The organism is Paraburkholderia sp. BR14320, from assembly GCF_040948665.1.
Classification (GTDB): domain Bacteria; phylum Pseudomonadota; class Gammaproteobacteria; order Burkholderiales; family Burkholderiaceae; genus Paraburkholderia; species Paraburkholderia youngii.
Map to the genome: position 1 here is coordinate 13,721 of NZ_JBFPKG010000015.1, position 18,332 is coordinate 32,052.

Genomic DNA, 18,332 nt, shown 5'->3' on the forward strand with positions numbered 1-18,332 from the left:
GCGCGGGTCAACGCGCGGGAAGTGCCCCTGCTGTCTGATCTCTACTTGGCTGGCGCAGTCACATCGCAATCGCCGCCATGGGTGCCGCTGCCAGTGTTTTTCAGCGTCAGCACGAGTCTGCTGCCCCGGTTTGCCGTCATGATCTGACCGTAGCTAACGGTCGGAATGAACTGGATATCCGGCGCGACCGCCACTGGCGGATTTCTCGCCCCGTCGACGGTCAGGTCGAGCTCCACGGTGATCGAGTCGATTGCGGCGCCCAGGTCCTGCTTGCGGCCGGCCTGATCTTTGCGGAAATTGCACAGGCCCTGGAGAACCTGCTCGAGGGCAGTCGGGATATCGACCGGCTTGCCCGGTGCGATCGGAGGCGTGTTGCAGCCAACGATCATGAACGGCAAAGTGGAAAGCGCTACATATCGCCAGGCTCGCATCGGCTCCCCCGCTCGATCTGGTGGACGTGGTGTCTGCCTTCCCATGCTGTTGCCGGTTCAGTGCCCAGCCGGCGCACGCGAACGCAAACGCTCAATACTTGATATTCCTGGCCGCCTGACGGCCGCCCTGCTTGGTCTGCCGCTTGTCCTGCCGGCACTGCGAATTGCTCTTCTGATCCGCGGCTCTGCACTCCTGCTTCGTATGACGGGCACCCTGGCGTGTCTCCTGGCGCACGTCGCGTCCAGCACGACGTTGCTGAGCCTGTTCGGTTGCCCAGGCGCTTCCCGCGCAAGCCATCGCGGACACGGCCATGACCGCGAGCGCGAACTGCCGGCTCCATGAAAACATGGCAGCCTCCCTGTCAGGTTGACGATGATTATTCCGGCTTTGTACAAGGGTGCCACGCGTGGATGCCGCGTCAATCGGACCAAGGTCCTAGGGCCGTCGCGATGGCTTTGCCAGCTGGGCGGAGCTCAAACGGGGGTGTAGATCGAGAGTTTCAGCGACGGGTCATCGTTCGCCTGAAACGTAGCGTATTGGTAACGTTGGTTTCCACGCTGAGGATGCGCGAGTACCTTCTCGCCAGATGCGCCGCCACGGACGTCATGCGCGATCCACCAGCTGGCGAACTCCGCACTCGACGAACGCAGGCGCTCCACTAGCTGGACGAACGATGGATCGGTGGCAAACAGATCGTGCGTTGCGCGAAAGAGCGCGATCATGCGGCGCGCTTCGTCTTCCCACGCGGGTCCGAATAGCCGCCGAGCTTCCGGTTCGATGAACATGAAAACGAGGATATTGCGGTCCGCCTCGTTCAGGCGATCGAAGCCGAGTAGATCGGCGGCCGCCCGGTTCCACGCCAGGATGTCCCACCGCCTGCCGGTCACGTATGCCGGCAGACCCAGGTCTGAAACGATGCGCGCGATTGCCGGCGGCACTTTCTCGGCAGGAAGCGTCCGCCGATCGTTGCTGCGCGCGAGCGCCCGCAGATGCGCGGCTTCCGCTTTGCCAAGCCGCAGCGCGCGAGCAAGCGCGTCGAGAGTGGCATCGGACGGGCTGACCGTTCGCCCCTGCTCCAGCCGCACATACCAGTCCACACCGATGCCCGCCAGTTCGGCAACTTCTTCGCGCCGCAACCCCGGCGTACGACGGCGCCGGCCGCTGCCGAGCCGCGCCGATGCCGGGCTCAGCTTCTCGCGGCGCGAACGCAGAAAATCGCCAAATTCACTCCGTCTCGATGCCGGCATGTTCGTCCTTGCAAGGAGGTATCGATGAATCCTGGGATAGTACCAAGCCTTGTTGCCTATTCTAGGTTCGCCAGAATGGGCTCGTCAGACCATCCTTGACGGAGAACGACGATGAAAGCTGCAATCCTGAATTCACTTGACCGGCCCCTCGCGATTACGCAGATGCCAGATCCGGAAATCGGCACGGGCGAGGTGATCGTGGATGTCGCCGCCGCGCCGGTGTTGTCGTACGCGAATGAAGTGTTCAATGGTCAGCGCCGCTATCCGCTCGAGTTGCCCATCGTGCCCGGCTGCGGCGCGATCGGTCGTGTAAGAGCGAGCGGTCCCGATGCGACTCATCTGAAGGTGGGCGACTGGGTGTTCTGCGATCCCACCGTGCGCTCGCGCGACGACGCGTTGATGCCCGATATAACGCTGCAGGGCTGGAGTTCTCGCGGAGACGGCGGCTTGCAACTGCAGCGGTACTTTCACGACGGCCCGTTCGCCGAACAGGTGCGCGTGCCGACCGAGAACGCGGTTCGTATCGGCGACATCGAGCGCGGCGAGGCGGCGCGATGGTGTGCGCTCAACGTGATGCTCGTGCCTTATGGCGGCCTGCTTGCGGCCGCGCTGCGGGCTGGCGAAACACTGCTCGTGAGCGGTGCTACGGGCAACTTCGGCAGCGCATGTGTAGCTGTCGCCCTTGCGATGGGAGCGCGCTGTGTGGTCGCGCCGGGACGCAATGCGCAAGCACTCGACGATCTGACACAGCGCTTCGGCGAGCGCGTGCGCCCAGTCAGACTTTCAGGCGATGAACAGGCGGATCGCGAACGGATGCAGCAGGCGGCTTCTTGTCCGATCGATTGTGTCATCGATCTGCTGCCGCCCTCGGCGCCGGTCACGGCCGTGCGCGCCGCGATGATGGCCGTGCGGCCGTACGGCCGCGTCATCTTGATGGGTGGCGTGGGCATGCTGGGCGGCGCCGGTCTCGAGCTGCCGTATCCGTGGCTCATGCGCAACGACATCACCGTGCGCGGCAAATGGATGTATCCGACGGAAGCGGTGACGCTGATGACCGGCCTGATTCGCTCGGGATTGCTCGATCTCCGTCATTTCGACGTCAAGACATTCCCGCTCGATCATGCCAACGAAGCGGTGTCCCACGCGGCCGCGAACGGCGGTCCATTCAGAATGACCGTGATCCAGCCATAGCCAGCGATTCAGCCAGCCCTCACTCGTCCGCCAAAAAATTCGGATGACTCGTGCGAATCTGATCGATCTGGCTCAGCGTCCCCGACAGATGTTTGCGCAGCGCCGCCTGCGCGGCCTCGACATCGCCCTTGTCGATCGCATCGACGATCTCTGTATGATCGCGCACGACCGCCATCGTCTTGCCCTCCACCGGCAGATTCAGGCGCCGCAGCCGGTCGATATGGCCGCTCAGCCTGCGCACCAGATCCCATAGCTGCGGCACGCCCGCCGCCTCGTACATCTGCCGATGAAACGCCTGATCGAGCAGCGAGAACTGCTCGTAGTTCTTCAGGTCGAGCAATTCCGTTTGCCGCGCGATCGTGACGCGCAGTTCCGCGATCAGCGTGGCGTTGCGCTGCTCCCCGAGCGTACGCACCACTTCGAGTTCGATCGAGCGGCGCAGGAAATGCGCCTGCAGCGCGGACGTCACCTTGATCTGGCTCACGACCGTCGCGTGCTGCGGATAGATATCGACGAGACCTTCCTCGCCGAGCTTCATCAGCGCGTCGCGCACCGGCGTCTGGCTGAGCCCGTAGCGGTTCGCGAGCTCGGTGCGCGACAGTACCGTGCCCGGCGTCAATTCGAGCGAAAGGATCATTTCGCGCAGTCGTTCGAAGACTTGCGGCGCGGCGTGGCGGGAGCGGTCGAGCCGGGTGACCGTCGCCGAGTGAGCGTGGTTTTTCATGGCAGAAAATGAAGCTTGGAAGCAGGCGGACCGACGGGGGATCCGCTGAGGCACTAGTACTATAGCCGACGCCTGCCGCTTCCAGCGGCCTTGCGAGCGGAATTAGCGACGAAGTCGGCATGAGAGTTTACCCCACTAACGCACTAATATATTAGTGCTTTACGATTCGGCCCATCAAACTCCACTTATGCCGATTGCCATCATGACTCGCGACATCACCATCACGCAGGTGCGCATCACCCCGATCGCCTTCCGCGACGGCCCCCTGCTCAACGCCGCCGGAATCCACGAACCCTGGGCGCTGCGCGCAATCGTCGAACTGGAGACGAGCGACGGCCGCGTCGGCATCTCCGAGACCTATGGCGACGAACCGATGCTGCGTGTGCTCGAACAGGCGAAGTCGCTGGTGATCGGCCTGTCGCCGTTCGACCTCAACCGCATGGAAGAACGCGTGCGGGGCACGATCAAGGCGACCCCGGGCGCGGTCGAATTCGAACTCGCGCCCGGCTCGCACGCGGCGAAGAACGCGCCCAAAGTCATCAGCACGCTCGAAGTCGCGATGCTCGACCTGCAAGGGCAAATCGTCGGCGCGCCGATCGTCGATCTGCTTGGCGGCAAGGTGCGCGACGCCGTGCCGTACAGCGCCTATCTGTTCTTCAAGTACGCCGAGCACATCGACAAGCCCTATGCGCCCGATGCCTGGGGCGAAGGCCTGAGCCCGGAGCAGATCGTCGCGCAGGCGCGCCGGATGATCGAGCTGTATGGCTTCCAGAGCATCAAGCTGAAGGGCGGCGTGTTCGAGCCGGCACACGAAATCGCGTGCATGCGCGCGCTGCATCAGGCGTTCCCCGGCGTGCCGCTGCGCCTCGACCCGAACGCGAACTGGACGCTCGAAACGAGCATCGCCGCCGCCCCTGAACTCGACGAACTGCTCGAGTACTACGAAGACCCGTGCCCGAGCCTCGAAGGCATGGCCGAACTGGCGAAGCACACGCGCCTGCCGCTCGCGACCAACATGGTCATCACGACGATGGAAGATTTCCGCCGCGGCGCCGAGATGGGTTCGGTCAAGGTCCTGCTGTCGGATCACCACTACTGGGGCGGCCTGCGCGCGACGCAGACGCTTGCACGCATGTGCAAGCTATGGGATCTGGGCATGTCGATGCACTCGAACTCGCACCTCGGTATCAGCCTGATGGCGATGACGCACGTCGCGGCCAGCATCCCCAACCTGACCTATGCGTGCGACACCCACTACCCGTGGCAGGAGGAAGAAGTCATCAAGGGCGGCCGTGTGACGTTCGACAACGGCTCGGTGCGCGTACCCACCACGCCGGGCCTCGGCGTCGAGCTCGACCGCGAGCGGCTCGCCGAACTGCATGCGCAGTATCGGTCGTGCGGCGTGCGCAATCGCGATGACCTCTCGCAGATGCGCAAGTACGAACCGGGCTTCACCGGCAAGAATCCGCGCTTTTAATCCTCGCTTCCAATCCGCGCCTACGAGGCTCGCGACGCGCAATGCGCGTCGCCATCGAAGGAGACAACCCCATGAGTAGCCCGATTGCCGACACGGCGCGGCCCGCGCTCGCCGGCGCGCTGGCGAGCGCGGTGCACAAGATCAAATGGCGCGTGCTGCCGCTGTTCGTCGTGATGTTCATCGTCAATTACATCGACCGCGTGAACATCGGCTTCGTGCGCCAGCATCTGAGCGCCGATCTGGGCATCGGCGCGGCGGCCTATGGGCTCGGTGCGGGGCTCTTCTTCATCAGCTACGCGATTTTCGAAGTGCCGTCGAACATCCTGCTGCAGCGCTACGGCGCGAAGCTGTGGCTCGCGCGTATCATGCTGACCTGGGGACTGGCCGCGGCCGGCATGGCATTCGTGCGCGGCGAGACGTCGTTCTACGCGATGCGGCTGCTGCTCGGCGCGGCCGAAGCGGGCTTCTTTCCCGGCGTCATCTACTACTTCACGCAATGGCTGCCGAGCAACGAGCGCGGCAAGGCAATGGCGATCTTCCTGAGCGGCTCGGCGCTCGCGTCGGTACTGTCCGGGCCGATCTCCGGCGGGCTGATGCTGATCGAAGGCGCGGGGTTGCGCGGCTGGCAGTGGATGTTCATCATCGAAGGCATGTTCTCGGTCGTGCTCGCGGGCTTCATCCTGCTGTGGCTCGACTCGAAGCCGCGCGACGCCGCGTGGCTCACCCGCGCCGAGCAGGACGCAGTGCTGGATGCGATCGACGAAGAGCAACGCCAGCGCGCCGCCGCGCACCCGGTCAAGCCGTCGCTCGGAACCCTGCTGCGCGATCCGCAAATACTGATCTTCTGCCTGATCTACTTCGCGGTGTCGCTGACCATTTACGGCGCGACTTTCTGGCTGCCCAGCATCATCCACAAGATGGGCCATTTCAACGACTTCCAGGTCGGCCTGTTCAACTCGATCCCGTGGCTGATCTCGATCGCGGCGATGTATCTGTTCGCGATGCTCGCGGCGCGCTTCAAGTTCCAGCAGGCGTGGGTGGCGTGCGTGCTGCTGATCGCCGCGCTCGGCATGTATGCGGCCGGCCAGGGCGGCCCGGTGTTCTCATTCGTCGCGATCTGCTTTGCCGCGATCGGCTTCAAGGCGGCCTCGTCGCTGTTCTGGGTGATCCCGCAGGGCTATCTCGACGCGCGGATTTCCGCCGCGGTGCTGGCGCTGATCAACTCGATCGGCAACCTCGGCGGCTTCGTCGCGCCGGCCGCCTTCGGCTTCCTCGAACAGAAAACCGGCTCGATCGAGGGCGGCCTCACTGGACTCGCGGTGATGTCGGTGATTGCCGCCGGGGTCGTGTTCTTCTCGCGCATGAGCCCGCGCGAAGGATTGCCCGCCTCAGCGCATTGACCGTATCGAACAACCGCATAGACACCATTTTCAGGAACCTTCAGGAGACACGATGAAAACACTAGAAGCAACGACGGCTGCCGCACGGACGGCCGTCGGACGATACCGATGGACCATCTGCGCGATGATCTTCGCGGCGACGACGATCAACTACATGGATCGTCAGATGCTTGGGCTGCTCGCGCCGCTGCTGCAAAAAGATATCGGTTGGAACCAGGTGCAGTATGCGCAGACCGTGATGGTGTTTACGGTCGCCTATGCGGTGGGTCTCGCGATCTTCGGCCGCATCGCCGATCGCGTCAGCACGAAGAAGGTCTACGGCAGCGCGATGGCGCTGTGGAGTCTCGCGGCGATGCTGCACGCGGTAGCATCGACCGTGCCGGGTTTCGCGGCCGTACGCGGTCTGCTCGGCTTCGGCGAAGCGGCCAATTTCCCGGTCGCGATCCGCACTACCGCCACGTGGTTTCCGAAGAAGGAACGCGCGCTTGCGACGGGCTTCTGGAACATGGGCGCGACGATCGGCGGCATCGTGGCGCCGGCCTTCGTGCCCATCGCCGCGGTGATGTGGGGCTGGCGCGCGACGTTCATCGCGGGCGGCGCGACCGGTTTCGTCTGGCTGGCGGTGTGGTGGCTGGTTTATCGGCAGCCTTCGGAGCATCCGTCGGTGTCGAAGAAAGAACTCGCCTACATCAATGCGGATCGCGAGGAAGTCGTCGAGCAGAAAGTCAGCTGGTTGTCGGTGCTCAAGTACCGCGAAACGTGGGCGTTCGTCTTCGGCAAGCTGCTGACCGATCCGGTGTGGTGGTTCTATCTGTTCTGGCTGCCCAAGTGGCTCAATGAGTCGCGCCATATCGATATCGCCCACATGGGCCTGCCGCTGATCGCAATCTATACGATGTCGTCGGTCGGCAGCGTGGCGGGTGGCTGGCTGTCGTCGCATCTGATGGCGCGCACCAACCGGCCGAATTTCGCACGCAAGCTCACGATGCTCATCTGTGCATTGTGCGTGGTGCCGATCGCAACGTTGTCGGCATTCCAGAGCCTGTGGTGGGCGGTGCTCGCCGTTGGTCTCGCGGCAGCGGCGCACCAGGGCTGGTCAGCGAATCTGGTCACGACGGTCGGCGACGTGTTTCCGAAGCGGGTGGTCGGTACGGTGGTCGGTATCGGCGGCGTGGCGGGGATGGTCGGTTCGTTCTTCTTCTCCGGCGTGATCGGCGAGACCTTGCAGCGCACCGGGAATTATTGGGCCCTCTTTGCGGTCGGCGCATCGGCGTATCTGATTGCGCTGGGCATCATTCACCTGTTGATGCCGCGGATGACGGCGGTGAAGTTGCGCGATTGATGTAACGGTTGTCGGTGACACAACCGAAGGGCGGGGGACGCATCAGTGGCGTCCCCCGCCCTTTTTTGTCTGGACGGGGATGCAGCCGAGTTGATCCAGTGAGTGATTGGCACTCGCGCTTACTGATTGATTGGCTTTGTCAGTTCATCGAGCCGATGCGTGGTAATTCTCGTCATGCAGTCCCAAAACTCGACGAATCGCAACGATGCCTGTCCAGCCTCATACACTTCCGCATAACACTCGTTGTCGCGATAGAGGTTCCAGCTCTCCTGTGCTCTCCGGAAATATGGAAGTGCCTCGGGTTCGCCATTCGCTCGTAGCTCCTGGTCGCCGTCAACCATGATCCGCTCTATTGCAGATATCTTCTTCTCGAGCGTCTCCGAGATGCGTTCGAAATCGTGCTGAGCGCAAGCCGAAACGTCCATTGTCGCTAAGGCGTCATTCTTGCAAAATCTGTCAATTTGCTCCTGAGTTTTCCGGTGAAATATTGGCTAGCCGGCGCAGCTTTCGTGTAGTCGAACGCAGAGCCATAGATAGAGCTTGACGAATATGTATGTAGTCGGCGATGCGTAAGCGCCAAGCGACACAATTAACTACAAGTTCCAGTACTCTCGGCGTACCTGTTGGGGAAACAAGAGTGCGTTCGATTCGGTCACGCGATCTCGTGTACCTCCAACGCGCTCGGCGCTAAATGATGTGCCGGATGACGCATTCTGCTGTGTCAGCGGCGGTTGAAGCGTCTTACGACGCAATAAAAGATCCACGGATGGATCTTGAGCATGGTCATAGTGATGGAAAGCTTCAGATGCCGATCGGCAAACAGGCCAAGCAGGTGCTTCACGCGCAGCTTCTCCGATACGCTTTGCAGAATAGGGCTCGCGAGGCGGTAAGTCGGCGCGGTGATTGCGGTCTGAAACGCGATCGCGCGGAATGCCCAGCTGTATTTGAGCCGGAAGAAGAGGCGCTTGTAGTCGGTAATCGGGAGGGACGCGGTATTTTTTTCCACGCGGTCCATGATGGCAAAAAGGTCGACGACCTGCGGGTTGAAGCGTCTCGAAATTCCTGATTCACGGATCATGTACGAATAGAGGTTGTCCGGAATGAGGCGCACCACTTTCGAGTTGGCGAGCGTTTGCACCGACACGCAAACGTCTTCGAAGATGAGACCGCACGGATGCTCGGCTGCAACGAAAATGGAGCGGCGCACAAGCTTGTTCCAGCAAAAGGCTTGCAGCTTGAGTTCGAGAATTTTCTGGACGGCTTCCACGCCAGTGATAATGCCGTCGCCGGAATCGATCCGAGCGTTGACGGCGCCATCGGGACTGATGCGCTCGGCGGCGAAAATGACGACATCGGCGTCGTGCTGGTCGGCTTCGCGCAGCACGGTGCAAATGAGATCGCGATGGACGTGGTCGTCGCTGTCAACGCAAAGCACATAGTCGCCCCGCGCTTCCGATGCTGCGATTTTTCGCGTTTCAGCGAGCCCTTTGTTGTCGATGTTTCTGATCAACTTCCACGAAATGCGATCCTGTTGCGCGAGAACCCGGGCGGCGATTTCACCGGAGCGATCGGGGCTGCAGTCGTCGACGGCGATGATTTCGAAATCGGTGCAGGATTGTGACAGCAGTGAGTCGAGACAGTCCTCGATATAGTCCTCGACCTTGTAGATAGGCAGCAGAACGCTGATTCTCGGTGCGGACATAGACAATGCTCCTGGAGGTAAACGAGGCGTGAACTACCCGTTCTATATCGCAAAATCCCGGCTTCGCGAAGAAATCAACCAATCACGAATCATGTTGTGGGAGCAAATCGGGCCGACCTGAAGCGCCGGCAGTCTGGGTCTACCAAGATCGCCAGCAACTGAAATAAGCAGACAATAAATTGGGTAAAACGGGACTATGGTCGCGGCGCAATCACAGGACAAAGTCGACCAGCATGCGACCGGGAACGAAGTACACTACAGACTAGCTGTAAACGCATCGCTGCACCAATATCTTATAGGAATCGGCACAAATTGGTGAGGTATTGGCGTATTCCACCACTTCGGCAGTGGATCAGGCAAGTATGTCAGATAGGAACTTTTAATGAAATCGTTTTTGCGATAATGAGACGAATATGCCAATAGTTATCAATTAAATCCGGTGTGTGAATACGTGTCGTCAAATTAGCTGGATAATCCGCGCCCCAATGCTATGCGCATGAGTTTGCGAACGCCTTCATCGCGGCCGACTCTCTCTTCGGCGTTACTGATCAACCTCTGCATCACATCCGCGGGATAGATCTCGTCGAAAAGCTGATCGGATCCAGTACTGGCAAACACGTGATGCAGGAATGACCCCTTCGGTGGACAGACCCGTTTGAACACGCCAAGCTTAACCACACGATTATTCCAAAATTTAAGCGTATATGCATTGGTGCAAAGCGCAGCGCACTCTTCGAAATAGTGGGGCAAAAAGACCTTATAATAGGAATCGGCATGCACCGGATAAAACACTTTTTCAGCCAAGCCGGCCTTTGCACCATAGACCTCCGTCAAAATATGGGAGCCAGTAGCACGCCATTTTATATCCGTGTTCTCCATCGCTTCTACCCGCTGAATTACATCATGCAGCCGTGGATTCCCCGGGTCGAGGCGCAGGAGTGCGTTGCAAAGCAGATCCGGCTCTCCCCGGCCGACCAAGTCGCCCGCAATGTTCAGGTCAAATCGTCTCAGGAGAAGAATATCTGTGTCCGCCCAGATTTCATCCGTTTTGGTAAACATTATTAACCGGAAATAATCTGTGAAATGCGCCAATGAAGGAACGCCATTAACGGGAAAAGCGCTCAGCGAGTCGGCCGAAAGGATCGACTGGGCGTCCTTTTCGATCACGCCTTTTGGCAAATTGCTGATGGGTTTATAACTATACACAGCGATTTCGCTGCCATTAGCAATGAACGTATTCAAACAAGCGATTTCATAAGGAGACAATTCCGGACCATTCCAGAACGTTGCAAATTTTGCATCGCTCATAATTTAGCCTCCTCGATTTGCTTCGTTGAGAGCATCGCCGCGTTGCTGCATACCATTGGAGACTCGGCAGTGCCGTACGCGAGAAGGTGGTTGCAACGGACTACACGATACGAGAGTTTATACAGAACTAAATGCGATCCATGGAGCATGTCTCTTTTCGCCCGACTAATGTCGCCAATGGTTGAGTGTGACTAATTAATCATTTATCGAAAATCTCCGCCGTCGACAAGTGGATCCTGACCTTCCTGCCGCTTTTACGACGAGTCTCGATAAGTTGACAATGCCCCCGCGACAGGTTTGCTGCTTCGAAAACGGTCTATGCCCACGGCAGCGAAACGGTATTCGCATCAATCACGCGCATTATCATTCTCAACGGCTTGAGCGCCTTTCCGGAGCCCGATGTATTGGCCACGTTGTGCGCTTGATATGATGAAGCCACGGCAGATACTCTTTCAGCAGCCTCATAAAACTGACGATATCTTTCCGTCGCACCGGATTGCTGCCCTTTACCGCATGAATGAACAACATTGGATTGCCCAGTCGTCCGCTCGCATATGATTTGCCTACATCGCTTCTTTTGCCACGAATGACCTTTATCGGAGTGCCCAGCATCCCGTATTGCGCGAGCGTCTGATTCAATTCAAAATTTGGGCTCGTAGTTGAATCGTCTCCCATGCCGCTCCCAGCCGAGCCGACCGGGCGTGTATGGAACACGGAAAAACGATCAATAATGCCAACCTTTCCAAAAGAAGCGACCCACTTGGGCCACAAGAAATCGAGGCCCCATCCTGATTTGTTCATCCCGAAGCTGTGTTTTATCGCTTGCAAAGCATTCGAAGATAAACATGGCATCATCAACTCCACGAAATTTGTTTCGCGAAATTCAAACTCGCTGTTTTGCAACGTCGTTTGGTGACCGAAATAGCTTCTCTCGTCGAGAGACGGTTGCGCGAGTGCGAAATTCTCTCGTTCTACATACTCGAAGAAGTCGTTCAGGGTTTGAACATCCGTCAGGATGTCGTCGTCCGGGAGCCAGATGTAACGATATTGCAGAATCAATTGGGCATTTTGCAACATGAAGTCGTTAAGACCTTCCCATTTTGATCCTTTGAATCGATGTATGGCTTTGGCATAGATGTCTGCATAATCTTCGTTCTTCCCGTAGTAACTCAGGATCAAATCAAAGTTTGGGGCCTGTCCGCCGCTGAACCATTGCGGATGCAAGGAACTGTCTCCACACCTCAGAACGACCACGTACTTGTTCATCTTTCAATTTCCCTATGCATAGAAGTAGATTGCGCGGCACGTAAAGACAGTCACTGGCGAAGAATCGCATTTGACTGACACCAACCGCGCGAAATCATGAAACGACACACTCCGCTCGGCGACGCGCGCCCTTGCTCATTTCCATAGCGTGCGCACTCGCCGATAGATCGCGCGACTGACACGCTTCGACGTTTCAAGCGTCCCCTTGGTGGCCTGCGGCGGGTGTTCTTCGAGCCAGCGCAACCGCGCTTCGATATCGCGTTCACGGTCCGCGTAGAGTGAGATCGGAAAGGGATGGCCGAGCCTCGCGTCGTATAGCGCGCGAGCGGCATCGACGATGTCGCGGTTCTCCTCACGCTGGGTAAAGTACGCGATGTGAACGAACGGCACGCTACGCGTACAAACGATTCGCAGCTGCTGTCGCGCGCAGTACATATGCATCATGTGCTCGTCGTCCTGCCCACCGTCGTCGATCATGTCCCATAACCGCTTGCGAAAAAGAATGCAGCCGATCGAATAGCGCGATTCTGAGGGCACTTCGCAAGGTTCGAGCGCCCGAGTGGCAGCGATGAAAGCATCAGGTTGCAGCGTGGTCCGTTCATGTAGCCAGCGCGCGATATGCGGATAGCCCCATATCGTGCCATTGGTGCCGATCTCGATCTGCTCCGCAGGGATGATTCGCATCGGACAGCGACCGTCCCCGGCGGCACCAACGAAATGCGGATGCGCCTGGTTCGTGAAGTACTCGCGTTCCAGACTCATCGCACGCATCACTTCAGGGAAGCCCCAGTTGTTGTTGTTGATGAGCGGGGTGACGTAGGCAAGCCCGTCCCCGCTTTCCTTTTCCACCTCGTCGTACGTGGCGAGCATCTTGTCGAACCACCCGCCGGTGATCGGGAACGCGTCGTCGTCCACCTTGCAGATCAGGTCGATTTCGGCGAACGCCGGCTGCGAGAGTAGTTTTTTGATCGTGCGATAAGGTGGACCAGGCGGAATATCGTCGACGACCCGAACGACGCCCGGAAAAAGCCTTGCATAGCGCCGCGCGACGGCAAGCGTGCGTTCCGCGTCATAGCCGCCCCTGCAGTTCTGAAGCAGGATGAACTCGACGCCTGTCGGCCGGTACGCCATGTGACTGGCAAGGGTCAGTTCAAGCGCTGCGTAGTCGCGACAGAGCAGGACCAGAATAGCGACTCGCCTCGACGCCGAGTTAGAACGGGATGCAGTCATGCTACTCCTTCGTAGGACGAGTACATTAGTACAAGCAAAGATCAAGTGTGCAGTCGTATTCCGCAGTGCGTCGCTGGTCTGATTTGCAGTGAGAAGCAGCAGCGATCACCATTGAACAATCGCCGGGGGCATCAATTGGAGCACGACAGACCATGGGTCGATAGTTGCCCCGTCTCCAATGCTGCGCCCAGCCGAACCACCAGCTCAGAACGACCAGGTACTTTTTCATCTCTCAATTTCTCTATGCGTAGAAAGCATGTTTCGGGACACGGAAAGACAGAGTTAGCGGCGAAGTACACGCTCCAAATCTTTCAGGCAATCCAGGCAAGCTCTCGGTCGCCACCAGTCAGAGCTTTCTTACTACTGCTCCTTAGACGAGTCCCTCTACTGCTTTGAGCGCCGCACCAACGACCTGGTCCATGTTGTAATAGCGATACTGCGCCAGCCTGCCCACAAAAGTCACATCGGTAACTGTCTCCGCGAGCGCGCTGTAACGCATGAACAATGCCTCGTTTTCCTTGCGCGGAATCGGGTAGTACGGCTCGCCTTCGGCTCGCGGGTACTCCTTTACAATCGAAGTCCCCTGATGCTGTTGCCCGGTGAGGTGCTTGAACTCAGTAATCCTCGTATATTCGTGATCGTTCGGATAGTTGATGGTACCCGTCGTCTGAAAACGCTCCACGTCGTTCAGATGCTGGTGTTGAAAGTGGAGGCTGCGGTACGGAAGCTTGCCAAACCGATACCCGAAATACGCGTCGATCGGTCCAGTGTACACAAGGTGTCCACATTCGATATTCGCTTTCACCACGTCATAGTCGGTCGACAGACGCACGTCGATATTTGGACTGTCAAGCATCTTTTCGAACATCGCGGTGTAGCCGTGCGCCGGCATAAATTGAAAAGTATCGGTGAAGTACCGGTCGTCGTCGTTCGAACGCGTTGGTATTCGCGCAGCGACACCCGCAGACAATTCAGACAGATCGAGTCCCCATTGCTTGCGCGTATAGCCACGGAAAAACTTGTCGCACAGATCCGGGCCAACGCTGCTCAGCACCACGTCCTCGCTGGTCGTATTGACCTCCCGCGCTTCACGTACCGACTCAAGGAACGCTATCGTGTCCTGTTCGCTCAGATCGAGGCCATATAGCTTGTTGATCGTCGTGCGATTGATCGGTATCGGATACAGATCCCCGTCTACATAAGCCTTTACGCGATGCTCGTAGAAGCGCCAATCGGTAAAACCCGACAGGTACTCGAATATCCGCTTACTGTTCGTATGAAAGATGTGCGGACCATACGGATGGATCAGCACACCGTTCTCATCCTCGCGGTCATATGCATTGCCGCCAATATGATTTCTCTTGTCTACGACAAGCACACGCTTGCCGCTTGCCGCCAGACGTTCGGCACAGACCGCGCCCGCAAAGCCGGCGCCTACGATAAGGAAGTCATAATTCATCTCTGCGCATCCTCGTATAAAAAGCTGGAATCTTGCATTTGATCAGGTGGAGAGCCATTAAGGCCGTAACCAGAAATTCGGTGGCAAGCACTGACATTGCCGCGCCCTGAGCGCCATAAGCCGATGCAAGAGGCACGAGCAGGGCAAGGTTGATCAAGCCGCAGACGACCAGTATCTCGCTGACTCTCTTCTTCATGCCGAGCGGCAGCATCACCTGAACGCCCAGTACATTGTTTAGACAGATGAGCAGCGGCAGGAGGGCCATCCACTTAAGAACGATGACCGCTGGTTCGTACCCAGGGCCCACGGCGATGCGAATGATCAAATCGGCGCCGGCCCAGAGCGCGACCGAAGCCAGCAACATGGCCGATCCCCCCAGGTAGAGCATCTTGCGCACCAGCCCAAACGCCTTTTCGGAGTCTTCGGAAAAGAGCGCCGTCACGCGCGGGTAAATTGCGTTGGCGAACGGTACGAGCGGCGCCTGGGCGACATTCCGAATCTTGTCGGCTACGCCAAAGTAGCCAACAGCGACGTCTCCCGCAATAAATCCAAGCAACACGCTATTGGTGGTGGTGTACAGACTGATCGCTGCCGTGGAAATGAACATGTGCCAGCCTTCACGAAGCGCTTCGATGACGTCCGCCATGCTCGGCATCAAGGGGATGATCAGTCGGTTTTTTGCGATCAGGATCGATGCGACGACTCCGGCAGCAATCACGCTCATCGAACTGATGAGCGACGCGATCCACGTGTCGGCCGGCGAGTGCACCAGGAAGAATGTTAGCGGAAGCAGCAACACCCGCGCGCTCAACGTGGAGACCGTAGTAAACGTCATCTGCTCCAGGCCCTGGAAAAGCCACTGTGGAAACAGGACCGTTCCGATAACGACCGGATAGGTAGCCAGCAGAACAGGCAGCAGTTCGCGCAATCTTGCTACGAAGAAAGCCGCTACCAGCAGGATGGCGAGGCAGACCACAGCGATAAGCGCCTTTGCGCCTTGCGTCGCCCAAAAGATCTTCGATACCGCGTGCCGATCTTTTTGGACCCGTGCGACGTGAGCAGTCGCTGACCAGTTAAAACCGTAGTCCGTCAGCAGCACGAGATAACCAACTAAGGCTTGCGCGAAGACGTACGCACCAAAGTGTTCCGGGCGCAGAACACGCAACAGGTAGGGAAATGTTGCAAGCGGCAGCAGCATGTTGGCTGCTTGCAGAACTGACAGCGCAACGATGTTGTGTCGGAGGGGACTCGTCATGAGTTAGCCGTTGTCAATACATCGATGAAGGATCGCTTGGAGACATATCTTTATATCCCCCGGGCGGAGTGCGAGTAAGGTCTCCGCGGAAGCGAATACCTGATCAGGCCGACGCCGGTTGGGCCTTGCTACCGGCTCCCAAACTCTTCGTCCGAGGAAGCCACCGCTACCGGCAGTAAGCCGCACGACTCGTTGACGGTGCGCCACGAATTTCATCAGAGTCGTACAACAGTGACGCATCCGCGCCGGACCAGTGCTGACTTTGGCGCACCTCGAGTACCCAAAATAGATTTCAAATTCCTGGCGAGCTCCGGTATGAAGCAACCAGTTCGCCAGCCTGCTCTTGCGATCGCGCGGCTCATCAGTAAACGCCACCTTTGCTGTCGATGTTTCTGACGAGCTTCCAGGGAATGCGATTCCGTTTGCGCGAGAACCTCCGGCGGCGATTTCACCGGAGCGATCGGGGCTGCTGTCGTCGCCCTTGTTTCGCGAAAAACCTTGTGGGAGCAAACCGGGCCCACCTGAAATGCCGGTCGTCTGGGTCCACCAGAATCGGCAGGAACTGAAATAAGCAGACAATTGATTAAGGTAGAACGGGTTTGCGCCGTTGCGGCGCAATCACAGGAAAGGCCGACCGGTGCGGCCAGGAAACGAAGTACTCTATGAATTTGTATATGCTTCGCTGCACCAATGTCAGGAACCGGCACAAATTGGTGAGGTATTGGCGCATTCCCCACTTCGGTAGTGGACAGGCCAAGTATGCCAATAGATATCTACAAACCGGTGTGAGAGCGTCGCCGCGGCGATCCTGACGTTCTCACAACAGCCGACGAGTCTGCTTTTCACGCCGCAAACGGTCTGCTCGCCGGTGTCCTGGGCGACGGCTTGGTACGGTCGCAATAGAAGACGTCATGGTGACGGAGAGCTCCGGCCGCTCGTCGCATTGCGCTTGCCAGTCACGACAGACCATGCTCGGCGACCGTTTTTCCACAGCGTGCGCACTCGCCGATAGATCGCGCGACTGACACGCTTCGACGCTTTAAGCGTCCCCTTGGTGGCCTGCGGCGGGTGGTCTTCGAGCCAGCGCAACCGCGCTTCGATATCGCGTTCACGGTCCGCGTAGAGTGAAATCGGGAAGGGATGGCCAAGCCTCCCGTCGTAAAGCGCGCGAGCGGCATCGACGATGTCGCGGTTCTCCTCACGCTGGGTAAAGTACGCGATGTGAACGAACGGCACGCTGCGCGCACAGACGATTCTCAGCCGGTGCCGCTCACAGTAGACATGCATCATGTGCTCGTCATCTTGCCCACCGTCGTCGATCATGTCCCATAACCGCTTGCGAAAAAGAATGCAGCCGATCGAATAGCGCAATGCTGCCGGCACGTCGCAAGGTTCGAGGTCCCGAGTCGCAGCGATGAAAGCATCAGGCTGAAGCGTGGTCCGTTCATGTAGCCAGCGCGCGATGTGCGGATAGCCCCATATCGTGCCATTGGTGCCGATCTCGATCTGCTCCGCAGGGATGATTCGCAGCGGAAAGCGCTTGTCCCCGTCGGCCCCGACGAAATGCGGATGCGCCTGGTTCGTGAAGTACTCGCGCTCCAGGTTCATCACGCGCATCACCTCAGGGAAGCCCCAGTTGTTGTTGTTGATGAGGGGAGTGACGTAGGCAAGCTCGTTGCCGCTTTCCTTTTCCGCCGCGTCGTACGTGGCCAGCATCTTGTCGAGCCACCCGCCGGCGATAGGGAACGCGTCGTCGTCCACCTTGCAGATCAGGTCGATTTCGGCGAATGCCGGCTGCGAGAGTAGTTTCTTGATCGTGCGATAAGGTGGACCAGGCGGTATGTCGTCGACGACCCGAACGACGCCCGGAAAAAGCCTTGCGTAGCGCCGCGCGACGGCAAGCGTGCGTTCCGCGTCATAGCCGCCCCGACAGTTCTGAAGCAGGATGAACTCGACGCCTGTTGGCCGGTACGCCATGTGACTGGCGAGGGTTAGTTCGAGCGCTGCGTAGTCGCGACAGAGCAGGACCAGAATAGCGACTCGCCTCGATGCCGAGTTAGAACGGGATGCAGTCATGCTACTCCTTCGTAGGTGCCGACGAGCACATTGTCTAAGGAACATACATGCGAGTATCGGGACACACTGAATTTGGCGTCGTCTACATCACGAATTTACGAACACCAACAGTGCCGATGCTAATAACCGCGCCTCAGGTCGCAGAACCGATCGCGGCTACTAAAGAGACAAGACGGGGACACGCCGGTTCATCATAGTACAAGCAACGATGAAGTGAAGTCGC

General features: G+C 58.6%; 16 protein-coding genes. 4 read left to right on the plus strand and 12 right to left on the minus strand.

What is annotated here, in order from left to right:
• Positions 1-41: 41 nt before the first annotated feature.
• The 3 genes from AB3X89_RS16230 to AB3X89_RS16240 form a co-directional block, all read right to left on the minus strand.
• Positions 42-431 (minus strand): hypothetical protein, encoded by a 390-nt coding sequence (locus AB3X89_RS16230; RefSeq protein ID WP_368584198.1) that lies wholly within the window; start codon positions 429-431, stop codon positions 42-44.
• A gap of 91 nt (positions 432-522) precedes the next feature.
• Positions 523-780, minus strand: coding sequence for a hypothetical protein (locus AB3X89_RS16235; RefSeq protein ID WP_176366812.1), 258 nt, complete (start codon positions 778-780; stop codon positions 523-525).
• Between the two features lie 125 nt (positions 781-905).
• Positions 906-1,679, minus strand: coding sequence for a helix-turn-helix transcriptional regulator (locus AB3X89_RS16240; protein WP_368584199.1), 774 nt, complete (start codon positions 1,677-1,679; stop codon positions 906-908).
• A gap of 111 nt (positions 1,680-1,790) precedes the next feature.
• On the opposite strand from AB3X89_RS16240, the gene AB3X89_RS16245 reads away from it, so the two are divergent.
• Positions 1,791-2,870: an alcohol dehydrogenase catalytic domain-containing protein gene (locus tag AB3X89_RS16245; protein ID WP_368584200.1), complete on the plus strand. Its 1,080-nt coding sequence runs from the start codon at positions 1,791-1,793 to the stop codon at positions 2,868-2,870.
• A gap of 19 nt (positions 2,871-2,889) precedes the next feature.
• On the opposite strand, the gene AB3X89_RS16250 is transcribed toward AB3X89_RS16245, so the two are convergent.
• A complete protein-coding gene (locus AB3X89_RS16250) occupies positions 2,890-3,594 on the minus strand; it encodes a GntR family transcriptional regulator (protein ID WP_368584201.1) in 705 nt (234 codons plus the stop codon).
• Positions 3,595-3,796: 202 nt separating this feature from the next.
• Between AB3X89_RS16250 and AB3X89_RS16255 the strand changes: the two genes are divergently transcribed.
• The 3 genes from AB3X89_RS16255 to AB3X89_RS16265 all read left to right on the plus strand — a co-directional run bounded on the left by AB3X89_RS16255 (position 3,797) and on the right by AB3X89_RS16265 (position 7,813).
• Positions 3,797-5,071, plus strand: a complete 1,275-nt coding sequence (locus AB3X89_RS16255) for a glucarate dehydratase family protein (protein WP_368584202.1) — start codon at positions 3,797-3,799, stop codon at positions 5,069-5,071.
• A 71-nt stretch (positions 5,072-5,142) separates the two neighbouring features.
• Positions 5,143-6,471: an MFS transporter gene (locus AB3X89_RS16260; RefSeq protein ID WP_368584203.1), complete on the plus strand. Its 1,329-nt coding sequence runs from the start codon at positions 5,143-5,145 to the stop codon at positions 6,469-6,471.
• Between the two features lie 52 nt (positions 6,472-6,523).
• Positions 6,524-7,813, plus strand: coding sequence for an MFS transporter (locus AB3X89_RS16265; protein WP_368584204.1), 1,290 nt, complete (start codon positions 6,524-6,526; stop codon positions 7,811-7,813).
• Positions 7,814-7,932: 119 nt separating this feature from the next.
• Here AB3X89_RS16265 and AB3X89_RS16270 read toward each other — a convergent pair whose 3' ends face one another.
• The 8 genes from AB3X89_RS16270 to AB3X89_RS16305 form a co-directional block, all read right to left on the minus strand.
• Positions 7,933-8,238, minus strand: coding sequence for a lysozyme inhibitor LprI family protein (locus AB3X89_RS16270; RefSeq protein ID WP_368584205.1), 306 nt, complete (start codon positions 8,236-8,238; stop codon positions 7,933-7,935).
• Between the two features lie 296 nt (positions 8,239-8,534).
• Complete coding sequence (locus tag AB3X89_RS16275) at positions 8,535-9,515, minus strand: glycosyltransferase family 2 protein (RefSeq protein WP_368584206.1); 981 nt, start codon at positions 9,513-9,515, stop codon at positions 8,535-8,537.
• A gap of 462 nt (positions 9,516-9,977) precedes the next feature.
• Entirely contained in the window at positions 9,978-10,823 is an 846-nt protein-coding gene (locus AB3X89_RS16280) for a hypothetical protein (RefSeq protein WP_368584207.1), read from the minus strand.
• Between the two features lie 369 nt (positions 10,824-11,192).
• Positions 11,193-12,089 carry a DUF707 domain-containing protein gene (locus AB3X89_RS16285; RefSeq protein WP_368584208.1) on the minus strand — a complete coding sequence of 299 codons (897 nt, stop codon included), beginning with the start codon at positions 12,087-12,089 and terminating at the stop codon, positions 11,193-11,195.
• A gap of 135 nt (positions 12,090-12,224) precedes the next feature.
• Positions 12,225-13,319: a hypothetical protein gene (locus AB3X89_RS16290; RefSeq protein ID WP_368584209.1), complete on the minus strand. Its 1,095-nt coding sequence runs from the start codon at positions 13,317-13,319 to the stop codon at positions 12,225-12,227.
• A gap of 370 nt (positions 13,320-13,689) precedes the next feature.
• Entirely contained in the window at positions 13,690-14,778 is a 1,089-nt protein-coding gene (gene glf / locus AB3X89_RS16295; RefSeq protein WP_368584210.1) for a UDP-galactopyranose mutase, read from the minus strand.
• Positions 14,768-16,033: a flippase gene (locus tag AB3X89_RS16300; RefSeq protein ID WP_368584211.1), complete on the minus strand. Its 1,266-nt coding sequence runs from the start codon at positions 16,031-16,033 to the stop codon at positions 14,768-14,770. Before AB3X89_RS16300 ends, glf begins: the two co-directional genes overlap by 11 nt.
• A 909-nt stretch (positions 16,034-16,942) precedes the next feature.
• Positions 16,943-18,109 (minus strand): hypothetical protein, encoded by a 1,167-nt coding sequence (locus AB3X89_RS16305; RefSeq protein ID WP_368584295.1) that lies wholly within the window; start codon positions 18,107-18,109, stop codon positions 16,943-16,945.
• Positions 18,110-18,332: the final 223 nt, after the last annotated feature.

What these genes read in the sequence shown, in the direction of transcription:
- glf (WP_368584210.1), bottom strand. Translation starts at nt 14,778, where the DNA reads ATGAATTATGACTTCCTTATCGTAGGCGCCGGCTTTGCGGGCGCGGTC.
- AB3X89_RS16285 (WP_368584208.1), bottom strand. Translation starts at nt 12,089, where the DNA reads ATGAACAAGTACGTGGTCGTTCTGAGGTGTGGAGACAGTTCCTTGCAT.
- AB3X89_RS16240 (WP_368584199.1), bottom strand. Translation starts at nt 1,679, where the DNA reads ATGCCGGCATCGAGACGGAGTGAATTTGGCGATTTTCTGCGTTCGCGC.
- AB3X89_RS16245 (WP_368584200.1), top strand. Translation starts at nt 1,791, where the DNA reads ATGAAAGCTGCAATCCTGAATTCACTTGACCGGCCCCTCGCGATTACG.
- AB3X89_RS16230 (WP_368584198.1), bottom strand. Translation starts at nt 431, where the DNA reads ATGCGAGCCTGGCGATATGTAGCGCTTTCCACTTTGCCGTTCATGATC.
- AB3X89_RS16270 (WP_368584205.1), bottom strand. Translation starts at nt 8,238, where the DNA reads ATGGACGTTTCGGCTTGCGCTCAGCACGATTTCGAACGCATCTCGGAG.
- AB3X89_RS16235 (WP_176366812.1), bottom strand. Translation starts at nt 780, where the DNA reads ATGTTTTCATGGAGCCGGCAGTTCGCGCTCGCGGTCATGGCCGTGTCC.
- AB3X89_RS16255 (WP_368584202.1), top strand. Translation starts at nt 3,797, where the DNA reads ATGACTCGCGACATCACCATCACGCAGGTGCGCATCACCCCGATCGCC.
- AB3X89_RS16280 (WP_368584207.1), bottom strand. Translation starts at nt 10,823, where the DNA reads ATGAGCGATGCAAAATTTGCAACGTTCTGGAATGGTCCGGAATTGTCT.
- AB3X89_RS16290 (WP_368584209.1), bottom strand. Translation starts at nt 13,319, where the DNA reads ATGACTGCATCCCGTTCTAACTCGGCGTCGAGGCGAGTCGCTATTCTG.
- AB3X89_RS16265 (WP_368584204.1), top strand. Translation starts at nt 6,524, where the DNA reads ATGAAAACACTAGAAGCAACGACGGCTGCCGCACGGACGGCCGTCGGA.
- AB3X89_RS16260 (WP_368584203.1), top strand. Translation starts at nt 5,143, where the DNA reads ATGAGTAGCCCGATTGCCGACACGGCGCGGCCCGCGCTCGCCGGCGCG.
- AB3X89_RS16305 (WP_368584295.1), bottom strand. Translation starts at nt 18,109, where the DNA reads ATGACTGCATCCCGTTCTAACTCGGCATCGAGGCGAGTCGCTATTCTG.
- AB3X89_RS16300 (WP_368584211.1), bottom strand. Translation starts at nt 16,033, where the DNA reads ATGACGAGTCCCCTCCGACACAACATCGTTGCGCTGTCAGTTCTGCAA.
- AB3X89_RS16275 (WP_368584206.1), bottom strand. Translation starts at nt 9,515, where the DNA reads ATGTCCGCACCGAGAATCAGCGTTCTGCTGCCTATCTACAAGGTCGAG.
- AB3X89_RS16250 (WP_368584201.1), bottom strand. Translation starts at nt 3,594, where the DNA reads ATGAAAAACCACGCTCACTCGGCGACGGTCACCCGGCTCGACCGCTCC.